This is a genomic window from Mycobacterium marseillense (genome assembly GCF_010731675.1).
Taxonomy (GTDB): Bacteria; Actinomycetota; Actinomycetes; order Mycobacteriales; family Mycobacteriaceae; genus Mycobacterium; species Mycobacterium marseillense.
Genome location: NZ_AP022584.1, coordinates 895829 through 911402, shown reverse-complemented (window position 1 = coordinate 911402; position 15574 = coordinate 895829). Strand labels below are relative to the sequence as shown.

16 protein-coding genes are annotated in these 15574 nt (G+C 68.0%); 10 read left to right on the top strand and 6 right to left on the bottom strand.

Annotated elements, in window-relative coordinates; all coding sequences use genetic code 11:
- Positions 1-56 precede the first annotated feature (56 nt).
- The 3 genes from aceA (at position 57) to G6N26_RS04065 (ending at position 4500) form a co-directional block, all read left to right on the top strand.
- Positions 57-2345 carry an isocitrate lyase ICL2 gene (gene aceA / locus G6N26_RS04075; RefSeq protein ID WP_067169584.1) on the top strand — a complete coding sequence of 763 codons (2289 nt, stop codon included), beginning with the start codon at positions 57-59 and terminating at the stop codon, positions 2343-2345.
- 408 nt (positions 2346-2753) lie between these two features.
- Positions 2754-3164, top strand: coding sequence for a hypothetical protein (locus tag G6N26_RS25895; RefSeq protein WP_067169587.1), 411 nt, complete (start codon positions 2754-2756; stop codon positions 3162-3164).
- Positions 3165-3336: 172 nt separating this feature from the next.
- A complete protein-coding gene (locus tag G6N26_RS04065; protein WP_067169590.1) occupies positions 3337-4500 on the top strand; it encodes an LLM class flavin-dependent oxidoreductase in 1164 nt (387 codons plus the stop codon).
- Positions 4501-4560: 60 nt separating this feature from the next.
- On the opposite strand, the gene G6N26_RS04060 is transcribed toward G6N26_RS04065, so the two are convergent.
- Positions 4561-5028: an SRPBCC family protein gene (locus tag G6N26_RS04060; protein WP_067169594.1), complete on the bottom strand. Its 468-nt coding sequence runs from the start codon at positions 5026-5028 to the stop codon at positions 4561-4563.
- Positions 5029-5240: 212 nt separating this feature from the next.
- Here G6N26_RS04060 and G6N26_RS04055 point away from each other — a divergent pair, with 212 nt between their 5' ends.
- Complete coding sequence (locus G6N26_RS04055; protein WP_067169597.1) at positions 5241-7085, top strand: fatty acyl-AMP ligase; 1845 nt, start codon at positions 5241-5243, stop codon at positions 7083-7085.
- A gap of 39 nt (positions 7086-7124) precedes the next feature.
- Positions 7125-7799: a hypothetical protein gene (locus G6N26_RS04050; protein WP_067169600.1), complete on the top strand. Its 675-nt coding sequence runs from the start codon at positions 7125-7127 to the stop codon at positions 7797-7799.
- Positions 7800-7806: 7 nt separating this feature from the next.
- Here G6N26_RS04050 and G6N26_RS04045 read toward each other — a convergent pair whose 3' ends face one another.
- Complete coding sequence (locus G6N26_RS04045; protein WP_067169602.1) at positions 7807-8586, bottom strand: SDR family oxidoreductase; 780 nt, start codon at positions 8584-8586, stop codon at positions 7807-7809.
- Between the two features lie 59 nt (positions 8587-8645).
- Here G6N26_RS04045 and G6N26_RS04040 point away from each other — a divergent pair, with 59 nt between their 5' ends.
- A complete protein-coding gene (locus G6N26_RS04040; RefSeq protein ID WP_067169606.1) occupies positions 8646-9122 on the top strand; it encodes a nuclear transport factor 2 family protein in 477 nt (158 codons plus the stop codon).
- A 33-nt stretch (positions 9123-9155) separates the two neighbouring features.
- Here the strand turns inward: G6N26_RS04040 and G6N26_RS04035 are convergent, their stop codons facing one another.
- Positions 9156-9923, bottom strand: a complete 768-nt coding sequence (locus tag G6N26_RS04035; RefSeq protein ID WP_083017232.1) for a DJ-1/PfpI family protein — start codon at positions 9921-9923, stop codon at positions 9156-9158.
- An 18-nt stretch (positions 9924-9941) separates the two neighbouring features.
- Positions 9942-10892 carry a GlxA family transcriptional regulator gene (locus G6N26_RS04030; protein ID WP_067169948.1) on the bottom strand — a complete coding sequence of 317 codons (951 nt, stop codon included), beginning with the start codon at positions 10890-10892 and terminating at the stop codon, positions 9942-9944.
- 119 nt (positions 10893-11011) lie between these two features.
- Here G6N26_RS04030 and tpx point away from each other — a divergent pair, with 119 nt between their 5' ends.
- Entirely contained in the window at positions 11012-11506 is a 495-nt protein-coding gene (gene tpx, locus G6N26_RS04025) for a thiol peroxidase (protein WP_067169612.1), read from the top strand.
- Positions 11507-11518: 12 nt separating this feature from the next.
- Here tpx and G6N26_RS04020 read toward each other — a convergent pair whose 3' ends face one another.
- Together G6N26_RS04020 and G6N26_RS04015 are read right to left on the bottom strand one after the other, a co-directional pair.
- Complete coding sequence (locus G6N26_RS04020) at positions 11519-12412, bottom strand: NAD(P)H-dependent flavin oxidoreductase (protein ID WP_232067565.1); 894 nt, start codon at positions 12410-12412, stop codon at positions 11519-11521.
- A gap of 77 nt (positions 12413-12489) precedes the next feature.
- Positions 12490-12870 (bottom strand): NYN domain-containing protein, encoded by a 381-nt coding sequence (locus G6N26_RS04015; RefSeq protein WP_083017266.1) that lies wholly within the window; start codon positions 12868-12870, stop codon positions 12490-12492.
- 76 nt (positions 12871-12946) lie between these two features.
- Here G6N26_RS04015 and G6N26_RS04010 point away from each other — a divergent pair, with 76 nt between their 5' ends.
- The 3 genes from G6N26_RS04010 to G6N26_RS04000 all read left to right on the top strand — a co-directional run bounded on the left by G6N26_RS04010 (position 12947) and on the right by G6N26_RS04000 (position 15574).
- Complete coding sequence (locus tag G6N26_RS04010) at positions 12947-14131, top strand: acyl-CoA dehydrogenase family protein (RefSeq protein ID WP_067169618.1); 1185 nt, start codon at positions 12947-12949, stop codon at positions 14129-14131.
- A 71-nt stretch (positions 14132-14202) separates the two neighbouring features.
- Positions 14203-15105 carry an NAD-dependent epimerase/dehydratase family protein gene (locus G6N26_RS04005; RefSeq protein WP_067169621.1) on the top strand — a complete coding sequence of 301 codons (903 nt, stop codon included), beginning with the start codon at positions 14203-14205 and terminating at the stop codon, positions 15103-15105.
- Positions 15106-15121: 16 nt separating this feature from the next.
- Positions 15122-15574, top strand: a complete 453-nt coding sequence (locus G6N26_RS04000) for a helix-turn-helix transcriptional regulator (RefSeq protein ID WP_083017228.1) — start codon at positions 15122-15124, stop codon at positions 15572-15574.

The window sequence follows — 15574 nt, the reverse complement described above, 5'->3', positions numbered from 1 at the left end:
CTTCGCGGGGATAGACTCACGTTCAGTGGAGTCGTGCCGGAGAGGGGCGTTAAGACATGGCGATCATCGACAAGGACACACAAGTCCGGCCATCGTTCGACGACGAGGTCGCTGCCACGCAGCAATACTTCGACGATCCGCGCTTTGCCCGGATCACCCGCCTGTACACCGCCCGCCAGGTAGCAGAGCAGCGCGGCACCATCCCGACCGACTACACCGTGGCGCGAAACGCTGCGGCGGCCTTCTACGAGCGGTTGCGTGAGCTGTTCGCCCAGAAGAAGAGCATCACGACGTTCGGCCCGTACTCGCCCGGCCAGGCGGTCGCGATGAAGCGGATGGGCATCGAGGGGATCTACCTGGGCGGTTGGGCCACGTCGGCCAAGGGTTCCACCACCGAGGATCCCGGCCCCGACCTCGCCAGCTACCCGCTGAGCCAGGTCCCCGACGACGCCGCGGTACTGGTGCGCGCCCTGCTCACCGCCGACCGCAACCAGCAGTACCAGCGCCTGCAAATGAGCGAGAAGCAGCGCGCCACGGCCACGGTCTACGACTACCGGCCGTTCATCATCGCCGACGCGGACACCGGCCACGGCGGTGACCCGCACGTGCGCAACCTGATACGTCGGTTCGTCGAGGTCGGCGTGCCCGGCTACCACATCGAAGACCAGCGCCCCGGCACCAAGAAGTGCGGCCACCAGGGCGGCAAGGTCTTGGTGCCGTCCGACGAACAGATCAAACGCCTCAACACCGCGCGCTTCCAACTCGACATCATGAAGGTGCCGGGCATCATCGTCGCGCGCACCGACGCCGAGGCCGCCAACCTGCTGGACAGCCGCGCCGACGAGCGTGACCAGCCGTTCCTGCTCGGCGCCACCAACCTCAAGATCCCGTCGTACAAGTCGTGCTTCCTGGCGCTGGTGCGTCGCTTCTACGAGCTGGGCGTCAAAGATCTCAATGGCCACCTTCTCTACGCGCTGCCCGAAGGGGAGTACGCCGAGGCCACAGCATGGCTTGAGCGCCAAGGGATCCAGGGCATCGTCTCCGATGCCGTCAATGCCTGGCGCGAGGACGGTCAACAGTCGATCGACGACTTGTTCGACCAGGTCGAGTCGCGGTTCGTGGCGGCCTGGGAGGACGACGCCGGCCTGATGACCTACGGCGAGGCCGTCGCCGACGTGCTCGCCTTCGCCGCCAGCGAGGACGAACCGGCTGACATGAGCGCCGACGAGTGGCGGGAGTTCGCGGCGACCGCCTCGCTCTACTCGGCCAAGGCCAAGGCCAAGGAGCTGGGCGTCGACCCCGGCTGGGACTGCGAACTCTCGAAGACGCCCGAGGGCTACTACCAGATCCGTGGCGGCATCCCGTACGCCATCGCCAAATCGCTGGCCGCCGCGCCGTTCGCCGACCTGCTGTGGATGGAGACCAAGACCGCCGACCTGGACGACGCCCGGCAGTTCGCCGACGCCATCCACGCCAAGTTTCCCGACCAGATGCTGGCCTACAACCTGTCCCCGTCGTTCAACTGGGACACCACCGGCATGACCGACGAGCAGATGAAGCAGTTCCCCGAGGAACTGGGCAAGATGGGTTTCGTCTTCAACTTCATCACCTACGGCGGACACCAGATCGACGGCGTCGCCGCCGAGGAGTTCGCCACCTCGCTGCAACAGGACGGCATGCTGGCGCTGGCCCGCCTGCAGCGCAAGATGCGTCTGGTCGAATCCCCTTACCGCACACCGCAAACCCTGGTCGGGGGGCCGCGCAGCGACGCCGCGCTCACGGCCTCCTCGGGCCGCACCGCGACCACCAAGTCGATGGGCGAAGGTTCGACCCAGCACCAGCACCTGGTGCAGACCGAGGTGCCCAAGAAGCTGCTCGAGGAGTGGCTGGCGATGTGGAGCGAGAACTACGACCTCGGCGAGAAACTGCGGGTGCAGCTGCGGCCCCGCCGGGCCGGCTCGGACGTGCTCGAACTCGGCATCTACGGCAATGACGACGAGCAGCTGGCCAACGTGGTCGTCGACCCGATCAAGGACCGGCACGGCCGCAGCATCCTTCAGGTGCGCGACCAGAACACCTTCGCGGAGAAACTGCGGCAGAAGCGACTGATGACCTTGATCCACCTCTGGCTGGTGCACCGCTTCAAGGCCGACGGGGTGATCTACGTGACGCCGACCGAGGACAACCTGTACCAGACGTCGAAGATGAAGTCCCACGGCATCTTCAGCGAGGTTTACCAGGAGGTCGGCGAAATCATCGTCGCCGAGGTGAACCAGCCCCGCATCGCCGAACTGCTGAAGCCCGACCGCGTGGCGCTGCGCAAGCTGATCACCAAGGAGGGATAGCCGCGTTTTCGGCTGCGGCCCTGGTCACAGCCTTGCGCGGCCGCATAAGACCGGTTCACGAACGGTCTACTTAGTGAATATAAGAAATTTTCTAATTTACGAGTCAGAACATTCCGCGTACGGCACAGGCCACACACAGATACGATTTGAATCGCCGATGGTCCATAGGCCCGAGATGGGCCATCGGCTCTTAAAGCCTCGATGAGCCGGATCCCCCGCGTTGGCCAGATTCCCTTGTGCCGCTGCGGCTCCGCCGGGGCATCGGCTCACCCCCACTTTTGCGCGATGGCCCCGCCGGCCACCGTTCCCCGTTGCGATCGCGACGGCGGAAATAGTTTGCGCGCCCGCGCCCCGGGGTAAGAAACAGTGGGCGTCGCGATGTGGCGCAAGTGGAGATTGGGGGATCTGATGGGATCTGGACCGAGGACAACGGTCGCCCTGTTCGGCGGCGCGGCCATGCTCGTACTGGCGGTCGGATGCGGCGGCGGTCATAAAGAAGGCCCCAGCAGCACGACCACCCCGACGACCACGCCGTCTTCGAGCGTCGCACCCTCCACGGCACCCGGTGAGGGCGGCGGTGGAAATGCGCCCGGTGGACCCACCGGCGGCGGCGGTCCCGGTGGCGGCGGCGGCAGCGTGCCCGGCGGACCCACCGGCGGCGGCGGTCCCGGTGGCGGCGGCGGCAGCGTGCCCGGCGGACCCACCGGCGGCGGCGGTCCCGGCGGTGGGGGCGGCAGCATCCCCGGCGTCGGCGGTGGCGGCGGTGGCCCGGGCGGTGGCGGCGGATGCGTCGGCAACGTCTGCGGCGGCTACCCGTGATCAGCCACCGTCGTTGAGCCTGTTCTAGTTCGAAGTCCCAGACTTGTTTGCCTAGCCGGTGGGGCCATGGTTACCTGGCCCCACCGGCTGATAACTCCTGGGTTTTTTCTTCTGGCTTCCCGCAGCGGCCGTTGAGCTATGGTTCGGGGGACTCGACTGCAAAGGGATCCCCATGGGCAAGCTCAGGTTTGGATATTTCATCGCTCCCTTCCATCGCGCGGGCACCAATCCGACGCTGGCCCTGCAGCGCGATCTCGCATTCATCGAGCACCTCGACGCCCTCGGCTTTGACGAAGTCTGGCTGGGCGAGCACCACTCGGCCGGAAGCGAAATCATCAGTTCCCCGGAGGTTTTCATCGCCGCCGCCGCCGAACGCGCGAAGCGAATCCGATTCGGCACCGGGGTGATTTCGCTGTCGTATCACAATCCGCTGTGGGTCGCGGACCGGCTGATGCTGCTGGACCATCTCACCCATGGCCGCATCATCGGCGGTGTCGGGCCGGGCTCGCTGCCCAGCGATTCGTCGATGATCGGACTCACCCCCACCGACACGCGGGAGCTGCTGGAAACGAACCTCGACATCGTCGTCCGGCTGCTGGCGGGGGAGACGGTGAGCGCCAAAACGGCTACCCATCAGCTGTTCGACGCCCGGTTGCAGCTTGCCCCGTACTCCGACGGCGGGATCCCGCTGTCGGTCGCCGCCGTCGCGTCACCGACGGGCGCGCGGCTGGCCGGCAAGCACGGCATCGGCCTGCTGTCCATCGGGGCGACGCTGACCGTTGAGGGCTTCAACGCGCTGTCGTACCACTGGGACATCGTCGAGGAGCGCGCGGCGGCGTTCGGCGCGCAGGTCGACCGCACGAACTGGAGCTTGGTCGGCCTGTTCCATCTCGCCGAGACCGAAAAGCAGGCCCGCGAAGAGGTCAAGTTCGGGATCGAGCCATGGTTCCGGTACTTCCAGAAGGTGGCCGCGTTCCCGCAGATGACGATGCCGGGAGAACAACTCGACGAGATGATCGATGTCATCAACGACAACGGCGCGGGTGTGATCGGCACGCCCGAGCGGGCGCGCGAGCAGGTGCAGCGGCTGTGGGACCAGTCCGGCGGGTTCGGTTGCATGCTGCAGATGGGTCACGAGTGGGCGAACCCGGCGGCCACCAGGCGATCCGCCGAGTTGTTCGCCGCCGAGGTGATGCCGCACTTTCAGGGCCAGGCTCAGCCGACGCTGGACGCCGCGGCGCGCGCCGGGCAGGCCCGGGAGAGCCTCGCGCAGTCACAGCTCGACGCCGTCGCGCACATGACCAAGAAGTATCAGGACGAGATCGAGTCCAAGTAGCGGCTCGCCTGCCCGACCACCCTCGCGAGTGGGCTTCGCGGGCCGCGTATTTCGGACCTGCTAGCGCCCGGCGTTCGACTCACGCTCGGCGGCCTTCACCAGGCGGCCGGCAAAGAATCGAACCGCGCCGCCCATCGCGGCGCGCATCACCGGCCCCGTTCCGCGCACGCCTTCGGTGAATGACCCGGTCCAGCGGATGTCCGTGCCACCCGCGGCATTCGGCGTGAAGACCACCTCGCCGGCGTAGTCCTTGGCCGGGGTCGGTGGCCCCACCAACTTGTAGGCGTGGCGGCGGTCCGGCTCGTATGCGACGGTCTCCTCCTGCACGAAGACGGGCCACATGCCCACCTTGCGGATGGCCCCGATACCACCCGGCGCGGGATCGCCCTGGCGGGCCCAACTCGAGCGCAACACGATCGGCTTGGCCCACTGCGACCAGTTGGCGCCGTCGGCGACGAGCCGGAACAGCGTCGCGGGGGGCGCGCTGCTGGTACGGGTGATTTCGAAGGAGAACTTCCGGCCCGACATGACAACTCCTGGTGATAGCGAACGCAACGGCCCTCGACGCCGCTCGCGGGTAGGCTACCGCCCACGCCGGGTGGCGGGCGGATCGGGTTGATCGCAGCAGCGCAGGACAAGCGCGGGCGGTTACCGCGATCTGCGAATGCGGCCGCCCCGCTTGACGTTTGCCCGCATCGGGGAACCGGAGCCCGTTGGGCATCTTGCCTAGACTTGCGCTCATGGATCACGGTTCCCCGCCCGACGCCGGTGTCCCCGGGCTGCTCCGAATCGAGGACTGCCTGGACGGCGACGGGGGTATCGCGCTGCCGCCGGGCGTCAACCTGATATCGCTCATCGACCGCAACATCGCCAACGTCGGCGACGCGGTGGCCTATCGCTACCTGGACTACAGCGGCCCAGGAGATGGCAAGGCCGAAGAGGTGACATGGACCCAGTTCGGTGTCCGGTTGGAAGCCGTCGGCGCGCGCATCCAGCAGGTCGCGAGCCGTGGTGAGCGCGTTGCGGTCCTCGCGCCGCAGGGCATCGACTACGTCGCCGGGTTCTACGCGGCGGTCAAGGCCGGAACCATCGCGGTCCCGTTGTTCGCCCCGGAATTGCCCGGGCATGCCGAGCGCCTGGATACCGCGTTGCGCGACTCGAAGCCCACGGTCCTGCTCACGACCACCACCGCGCAGGGCGCGGTCGAAAAATTCCTGGCCGATCACCCGCACCTGGGCCGCGCGGAGGTGATCGCCATCGACCGGATCCCCGATTCGGCGGGGGAGTCGTTCGTGGCGACCGAGCTCGGCATGGACGACGTGTCGCACCTGCAGTACACGTCGGGTTCCACCCGGCCGCCGGTCGGCGTCGAGATCACCCACCGCGCGGTCGGCACCAACCTGGTGCAGATGATTCTGTCGATCGACCTGCTGGACCGAAACACCCACGGCGTCAGCTGGTTACCGCTCTACCACGACATGGGTTTGTCGATGATCGGCTTTCCGGCGGTCTACGGCGGCCATTCCACACTGATGTCGCCGGCCGCGTTCGTCCGCCGGCCGCTGCGGTGGATCCAGGCGCTGTCCGACGGTTCGCGGCAGGGCAACGTCGTCACCGCGGCGCCGAACTTCGCCTACGAGTGGGCGGCGCAGCGCGGCCTGCCTGCCGGCGGCGAGGACATCGATCTTCGCAACGTGGTGATGATCATCGGCTCCGAACCGGTGAGCATCGACGCGATCAGGACCTTCAACAAGGCGTTCGCGCCATATGGGTTGCCCCGCACCGCGTTCAAACCGTCCTACGGCATCGCCGAGGGAACGCTGCTTGTCGCGACCATCGCCCCTGCGGCCGAGGCCACGGCGGTGTACTTCGACCGCGAACTGCTGGGCGCCGGGCGCGCGGTGCGCGTGCCCGCGGACGCTTCCAACGCCGTCGCGCAGGTGTCATGCGGACAGGTGGCGCGCAGCGAATGGGCCGTGATCGTCGACCCCGGCGACGCCGCCGAATTGCCGGACGGCGAGGTGGGCGAAATCTGGTTGCAGGGCAACAACATTGGTCGCGGATACTGGGGTCTTCCCGAGGCGACGCGGCGGGCGTTCGGTGCCGAGCTGCGATCGCGCTTGAGCCACGGCAGTCATGCCGACGGTGCCGATCTGCAACGCTCGTGGCTGCGCACCGGTGATCTGGGCGTGTACCTCGACGGCGAGCTATACGTGACGGGACGGGTGGCGGACCTGGTCACGATCGACGGCCGCAACCACTATCCCCACGACATCGAGGCCACCGTCGCGGAGGCGTCCCCGATGGTTCGGCGCGGATACGTGACCGCGTTTTCCGTACCGGCCGAAATGAACCCGGGCGCCGACCGGCTCGTCGTCGTCGCCGAACGTGCCGCCGGCACCAGCCGTCAGGACACGCAGCCGGCGGTCGAGGCGATCCGCGAAGCGATCTCGCAGCGGCACGGTCTGACCGTTTCCGACGTGCGCCTGCTGCCGGCCGGTGCCATTCCGCGGACCACCAGCGGCAAGCTGGCCCGTCGGGCATGTCGCGCCGAATACCTCGGCGGCGGTTTGGGCGCCCACTGAGGTGGCCGGCGCCGGCGGCCCTGATGGCATCCTGGCCATGTGGGCTTGCTATTCCGGTTCGCGGAGCTGCTGATCCTCATCCTGCCGCTGACGGGCGCGATCATCGCCGCGGTGCGCGCATTCGGCGCCTACCGGCGGCGCGCCGACGAGCAGGCGCGGGAGGCCGACCGGACCCCACTGCCCGACGCGCCCGCCGGCGCGGGCGCGCACAACCACGCGGCCCAGTGGCGTGCGATCCGGCGCGTCCTCGACGAGCACAAGCGCACCGACGATCGCTGGCTCGAGTACGAACTCGACGTCGCCAAGCTGCTGGACTTCCCGCTCATGACCGACATGCGCGATGCGCTGACGGTCGCGTTCCACAAAGCCAAACTCCGCGCCGAGTTTCTGCGGCCCGCCAAGGCCGAAGATCTCCTCGACGATCGCGACGCCGCCGCGCAATACATGGCCGCCGTCGAGGATTACGCGACCGCGTTCAACGCCGCGGAGGCCGAAGCGATACGCCGGCGCCGCAACGACTTTTCCCGCGCGGACCAGCAACGAATTGCGCGCGCCCAAAGCCTGCTGCGGGTGGCGGCCGACCCCGCGGCGGCGGCGCACGAACGTCAGCGCGCCTACGAGCTGGCGCGTAACGAACTCGACGGTGTGTTGGTGCTGCCGTCGGGCGCACGGGCGAACATCGAGCGCGGGATCTCCGGCGAGATCGAGCGGTGATGGCGCGCTACGGGCAGCTGTAGCCGCCGTCGATGACGAGGTCCGAACCGGTCATGTAGCTGGACGCCTCACTGGCCAGATACAGGTAGAGGCCGGTGAGTTCCTCGGGCCGGCCGATGCGTCCGAGCGGAATCTTGGGTTCCCACACGCGGTGGTACTCCTCGAGGGGCTCGACGAGCTCGGTGCGGATGTAGCCGGGACTGACGCTGTTGACCCGAATGTTGTGTGGGGCGAATTCGACGGCCATCGCCTTGGTCAGGTGGATGACGGCCGCCTTGGAGGCGCAGTAATGGCCAACCTGCTGCGGGACATTGATGATGTGCCCCGACATCGAGGCCGTGGTGATGATGGCGCCGCCTTCTCCCTGCCGGACCATCGCCCGGGCCGCCGCCTGCGCGGTGAGAAAGACTCCGGTCACGTTGGTGTCCTGGATGCGCTGGAACTCTTCCGGCGACATCTCCAGCATCGGGGTGACGGAGATGATCCCTGCGTTGCACACGGCGATATCGATGCCGCCCAACTCCGCGATCACCCGGTCCACCATGACGCCCACCTGGTCCGGTTGCGTCACGTCACAACGGATCGGCACCACCTTGCCGTGGACGTCGCTGCGGTCTGCGGCCAGCTCGCCGGCGACGCGTTGCAAGGCTTCGAAATTCCGTGCCGCGAGGGCCACGTGGGCGCCGGCTTGCAGATACGCCTGGGCCACGTTCTTGCCGATGCCGCTGGACGCACCGGTCACCAACGCCCGCTTGCCGCGCAAGTCGAACTGCTCCCACACGTTCATTCGACAACCCTATTCGCAACGGGCAACCCAAAACCGAAACACGTTCTAATGTGTCCGCTATGGGCAAATTCAGCAGGGCAGAAATCGACAAAGCCGTCGAGAACTACACCAAGGTCGTCGAAGGATGCAGCGCGTCGGGCGACTGGCGCCCGTTCGCGGATCTGTTCACCGAAGACGTCGTCTACACCGAGCATCACTACGGCGTCTTCCACGGGCGCGAGGCGGTCCGGGACTGGATCGTCGCGGTGATGGCGCCCTTTCCGCACATGCGCTTTCCCAACGACTGGATCGCCCACGACGAGGACAACGACGCCGTCGTCGTCATGATCAAGAACCTGCTGGACCATCCCACCGATCCGGAGGGCGAACCGTTTTGGTTCCCCAACTGGACCCGGCTGGTCTATGCCGGCGGCGGCCTGTTCTCCAGCGAGGAGGACATCTACAACCCCGATCGTGACGCACCCCGTGTCGTCGCGGCGTGGATGCAGGCCGGCGGGCAGCTCGCCACGACGGAGATCCTGCAGCCCAACGCCTAGCGTCCTACCGCCGAGCGTGCGGTCTGCGACGCATCACCGGCGTATCGCGTCGTGAATCGCACACTCGGCGTTGGAATTCGACCGCCGCCGCCGCCGCGACCGCACCTTGCCCAGCGCCTGCTCCCAGGCCAGCAAGGCCGTGGCCTTGACGTTGGCGGGCTTCACGCCGTCCTTGGACAGCAGCGCAGTCGCCGCGGCCTTCGTGGTGGCCGACGCCTTCGACATGTGGCCCGAGTCGAACGGCGGCTGCGGGTCGTATTCGAGCGCGAGTTGGATTGCCTTGGCCCGGTTTTCGCCGCCGATCTGCCCGGCCAGCCACAGCGCGAGGTCGAGCCCGGCAGACACGCCCGCGCTGGTGACAATGTCGTCCTGGTGCACGATTCGTTCGTCGGCCACGGGGACGGCGCCGAAGGCTTTCAGCGCGGGAATCGTCAGCCAGTGCGACGTCGCCCGCCGACCCTCGAGCAGGCCTGCGGCCGCCAGGATCACTGAGCCCGAACACACCGACGCCGTCCAACTCGCGGTGCGGTGCGCGCGGCGCAGCCAGTCGAGCAGCGCGTCGTCGCGCGCATGGACCGGGGTTGAGGGGCCGCCGGGGACGAGAATGACGTCCGGAGAAGGTGTTTCGGCCAGGGTGTGCGTGGCGCCGATGACCAGCACGCCGGAGTCGGCGGTGATCGGGCCGGACTCGTGCCAGACGAACCGCACCTCGGCGCCGGGGAGGTTGCGCAGCACCTCATAGGGGCCGATCATGTCCAGCGCGGTGAATCCTGGATAGGCCACCATGGCGATTTGGGTCATGAGTGTCGTCCTTTCCGGCTAAGCGAAGGCTTTGCGGTACTGATCGGGCGAAATGCCCACGCGGCGAAGGAAATTGCGGCGCATCGTTTCGGCGGTACCGAACCCGCACCGGGCGGCGATCGCGACGACGGTGTCGTCGGTCTCCTCCAACTGGCGGCGCGCGGCTTCGGTGCGGATGCGCTCGACGTATTGGCCGGGCGCCTCGCCGATTTCCGCGGTGAACACGCGGGTGAAGTGGCGCGGGCTCATCGCCGCCCGGCGGGCCAGATCGTCGACGCTGTGCGGGCCGCCCGGTTCGGCCTCGATGGTCTCCTGCACCTCGCGGATCGAGTCGCGCCGGGCCCGCGGCATCCACACCGGCGCCGCGAACTGCGTCTGCCCGCCGGGGCGGCGCAGATACAGCACCAGCCAACGCGCCACCGTCTGGGCGACCTCGGTGCCGTGGTCCTCCTCGATCAGCGCGAGCGCGAGGTCGATGCCCGCCGTGACCCCCGCCGCGGTCCACACGGTCTCGGAGCTCCGGACGAAGATCGGGTCGGCGTCGACGTCGATAGCGGGGAACTCGCTCGCCAAACGTTCCGCGAAGGCCCAGTGCGTGGTCACCCGCTGCCCGTCCAGCAGCCCCGCCTGCGCGGCGAGGAATGCGCCGGTGCACACCGTCACCAGGCGCCGGGCATGTCCGGCGACGGCCTTGACCCAGGCGACGAGCTCGGCGTCGGCGCGCGCCGCGTCGATCCCGCCGCCGCCGGGCAGCACGACCGTGTCGATCGGGTCGCCCGGATCCGGCAACGGCGTGGCGACGAAGGCCAGCCCGGTGGGCGTCGACACTGGTCGGCCGTCGACCGAGGCCACGGTGACGTCGTAGCTGCCGCCCGTCAACAGCGACGCGGTCGTGAACACGTCGTGCGGTCCGACCACGTCGAGCGGCTGCACCCCCGGATACCCGGCGATGACCACCTTGCGAGGCATGAACCCAGTGTTGGGCATAGCAGGGTGTGTCGTCTACGCCATCTATCCCACTAATTAGGACACGGGCCTGCGCGCACCCTGCCCCGTGACGTCGGAAGCGGTGTTGGCAGACTGTGCCCATGGCACAGATAACGTTGCGTGGAAACCCGATCAACACTGTCGGCGAGCTGCCTGCCGTCGGATCCAAAGCCCCGGGCTTCAGCCTGACGGGCGGCGATCTGGCCCCGGTCAGCAGCGAGCAATTCGGCGGTAAGCCCGTGGTGCTCAACATCTTTCCGTCCATCGACACGCCGGTGTGCGCGACCAGCGTGCGGACCTTCAACGAGCGCGCCGCCGGGGGCGGGGCGACCGTCGTGAACGTCTCGAAGGATCTGCCGTTCGCGCAGGCGCGCTTCTGTGGCGCCGAGGGCATCGAGAACGTCAAGACGGCGTCGGCGTTCCGGGACAGCTTCGGCGAGGACTACGGGGTGACCCTCACCGACGGTCCGATGGCCGGGCTGCTTGCGCGGGCCATCGTGGTGATCGGCGCCGACGGCAATGTCGCCTACACCGAGTTGGTGCCCGAGATCGCGCAGGAGCCCAACTACGACGCCGCACTGGCCGCGGCGGGCTGATCTCACGGCGCGCTAGGCGCCGGCTTCGCCATCGCCGACCGTCCCGAGGCGGTCGGCGGTGGCGGCCAGCGCCTCGCGGCAGCCTTTCCACATCTGCTGGATGATCTCGGCGGCGGGGGGCAGGTCGTGGATCCGGCCGGCCACCTGGCCGGTGTTGGCGACGCTGGCGTCCAGGTCGCCGTCGAAGTAGAGCCGCTGCACGCGTTGCAGCGCCGCGGCGCCCTCACCGGCGGACGTCGCGGCGTCCAGCCGCTCGGCGGCGGGCGTGCGGATGACCCGCATCATTCGCTTGCCGTCGAGGGGGAGCATTACCGTGCCCGTCTCGTCGGCGTCGACGACCGCTTGCTTGAGGTTGCCGTGCACCGGCGAGTCCGCCGAGGCGAGTAGCCGCGTGCCCATCTGTACCGCCTCGGCGCCGAGGACGAACGCGGCCGCCATCGATCGGGCGTCGCAGATCCCGCCGGCGGCCACGATGGGGACGTCGACGTGGGCCGCCACCAAGGGCAGCAGCACCATGGTGGACGCCCCGAAGCGGTTCTTGAACCCACCACCCTCGACGCCTTCGACCACGAGCCCGTCCACCCCGGCGTCGACGGCCTTGCGCGCCGCGGCCAGGGTGCCCACCACGTGGAAGACCGTGATGCCCGCGTCGTGCAGCCGGTCGGTGAACAGCGAGGGATCCCCGGCCGAGGTGGTCACGAACCGAATGTCATTGGCGACAAGCAATTCCAGCATGGCGGGATCGCGGTTGAACAGCAGCGCGATGTTGGCGCCCACGGCGCCGTCGGTCAGGTCGCGTACGCGCCGCAGGTCGGCTCGACCCTGATCCGAGGTGGTCTCGATGATGCCCAGCGCGCCGGCGTTCGACACCGCCGCGGCCAGTTGGGCGCCGGCGATGTAGGTCATCGGCGCCTGCATGATCGGGATGTCGATGCGCGCGAGTGCGCACACCCGGTTGGGCGCCGGGCCCGGTTCGCCCGCGGTCATCGGTCCCGCGGATCGACGAGGTCGCGGAAGCCTTCCGACCGGTGGACGGAGGCGCCCAGGTTTCGCACCCGCTCAGTCAGCGCGCGGTCGGACGTCACCACGCGAATGTGGTGCGGCGCAGAGTCGGCCGCGACGAGCCGCACGATCTCATCGTCGGCCGAATTCGCGGCCGCCCTGGGTGCGTGCGCGATCTCGACCACCGACGACGCGATGGCCCTCGAAGGCGGTCGCTCAAAAACCACTGTCACCGTTTCTCCTTGACTCGAGGCCCACCGATTCAGCGTTTCCACCAATGTGACCATCGCACCCTCGCGGTCCTTCCACCAACCATCGGGGCGGCTTCCGATCACATTCATGCCGTCGACGATCCAGCGCACAACCACACCGTAAACGACGTGCCGCGACGGCCGATTTTCGTTCTCAAAGCCATGACTGGTTGATACGGTCACCCCCATGACCTCGATCGCCGACACCGAAGACCGGGTTGTCGCGCTGGCGCGCGGCATGCGCGAGCTGGTTGCTGCACAAGCCCCCGAATCCGAACGCATGCGCACGCTGACTCCGGCGATCGTCGACGAGATGTGGGCTAGCGGGTTGATGGCGGCGTTCAACCCGATAGCGGCCGGTGGCGTCGAGCCGTCGTTCACCGAGATGATCGAGACCTGGATCGAAATGGCTTGGCAGGACGGGTCATTCGGCTGGGTGGGGATCGCCAATCTGCCGTCGTCCTTCGCCGCTGCGGCCTACCTGCCCGACGAGGGCTTTGCCGAGGTGTTCACCGCCCACGACAACCGCGTCACCCTGGGCGGTCAGTTCTTTCCCAACGGGCAGGGAGCTGCCGTCGACGGCGGTTACGTCGTCACCGGCGCGTGGAACTTCGGTTCGGGCATCGGCCACTCGCAATACGTCGCGGCCGGATTCCTGCCGATGGACAACGGCGAGATGCGCTGGATCAGTGAAGGTTTCCCCGAGATGCGGGTCGCCATCATTCCCCGCTGCGAGATCAGCTTCAACGACGGCTGGTTTGTCCAGGGGCTCAAGGGGACCGGCTCCTACGACTACAGCGCCACCGACGTGTTCGTCCCCGCCGGCCGCACGTTCGAACTGTTCACGCGGCGGCCCCGCCGCGGCACGTCGCCCGCCACCCGGATGGGGCTGATGCCCGTCACCGCCGCCGGACACGCGTCGTGGGCGCTGGGGGTCGCCAAGAGCATGCTCGACGATGTGCAAGAGCTGGCCGCGACAAAATTCCGGATGAGCGACATGGCGTCGCTGGCCAGCCGCCCGACCTTCCAGAAGGGACTGGCGCACCACCGCGCGGCCTGGCGCGCGGCCCGTCTGCTGGTGCTCGACGCGTTCACCACCGCGGAGGCGGCGGTGGCGTCGGGGGAGGAGCTGACACCGGACCTGCGCGCCGACATGCGGGTGGCCGCCGTCTACGCCACCGACACCGCCCGGGGCTGCGCCGAGTGGGCCCACCTGGTCGCCGGGACCAGCTCCATCCGGGAGGGCAGCCGGCTGGAGCGCGCCTTCCGTGACATCTACACCGGAACCCAGCACGCCTTCATCAGTGAGAAGGTGGCCATCGACGTCGCGCAGATATGGCTGGGCATCATCGACGACCAGCCCGGGCTGTGATTCGCCATCCGGGCCGGAGAACGTTGACCGATCCACTGACGGCCGATCGGCTCCTCGCTAGCATTGCGCCCATGCGCGGCTCGAAGATCCTGATCACCGGTCCGACCGGTCAGATAGCGACCCCCATCGCCCGGGCGCTGGCGGCCGACAACGAAGTGTGGGGAATCGCCCGCTTCACCGATCCCGCCGCGCGGCACGGCCTCGAGGAGGCCGGAATCCGATGCGAGACGGTGAATTTGGCCGCCGGCGACTTCAACGGCTTACCAAAGGATTTCGATTACGTCCTCAACTTGGCGGTAGCCAAAAGCGGTAGTTGGGACAAGGACCTGGCGGCCAACGCGGAATCGGTCGGCCTGCTCATGGCGCACTGCCGCGAGGCGAAGGCCTTCCTGCATTGCTCGTCGGCCGCGGTCTACGACCCGCCGGGCGACGACCCCCGCAGCGAGCGCTCCGCCCTGGGTGACAACCACAAGCCGCTGTTTCCCACGTATTCCATCTCCAAAATCGCCGGCGAGGTGGTCGCCCGTTCGGTGGCGCGGGTGATCGGGCTGCCCACGACGATCGCCCGGCTCAACGTCCCCTACGGCGACAACGGCGGATGGCCGTTCTACCACATGGAGATGATGCTGGCCGGCATCCCGATCCCGGTCCCGCCCGGTGAACCGGCCCGCTACAACCCGATTCACGAGGACGACATCATCGCCACCATCCCCAAGCTGCTGGAGGTCGCGTCGGTCCCGGCGACCACCGTCAACTGGTGTGGCGACCAGACCGTGAGCCTGCAGGAGTGGTGTGACTACCTCGGCTCGCTGGTCGGCAAAGAACCGGTCTTCGAGGCGAGCGAACAGGCGCTGCGCGGCAACCCCACGACCGTCGACCGCATGCACGAGCTCATCGGCGGCACCACCGTCGACTGGCAGGAGGGCATTCGCCGCATGGCGGCCAAGTTCCACCCCGAACTTGTCGGCGTTTAACCGATTGCACCCCGGAGTGACCGCCAGATCGGACGCGACGGCGCGGCGGCTTCGGACGCTGGTTCTGCTGCGCCGTGTCCGGGATCGCATCGACCGGGACTACACGCAGCCGTTGAACGTCGAAGCGCTGGCCCGTGACGCGCACATGTCCGCGGGCCACCTCAGCCGCGAATTCAGGTCTGCCTACGGCGAATCGCCGTACTCCTACTTGATGACGCGACGCATCGAGCGCGCGATGGCGCTGCTTCGCCGCGGCGACCTGAGCGTCACCGAGGTGTGCTTCGCGGTCGGCTGCTCCTCATTGGGCACCTTCAGCAGTCGATTCACCGAATTGGTCGGTGTGCCGCCCAGCACCTTCCGCCGGCAGTCGACCGATGCGCTGGCCGGCATACCGGCATGCGTGGCCAAACAGGTGACGAGACCGATCAGGAATCGAGAAGCAGCCGCTGTCGCACCGGACCTAGCCTGA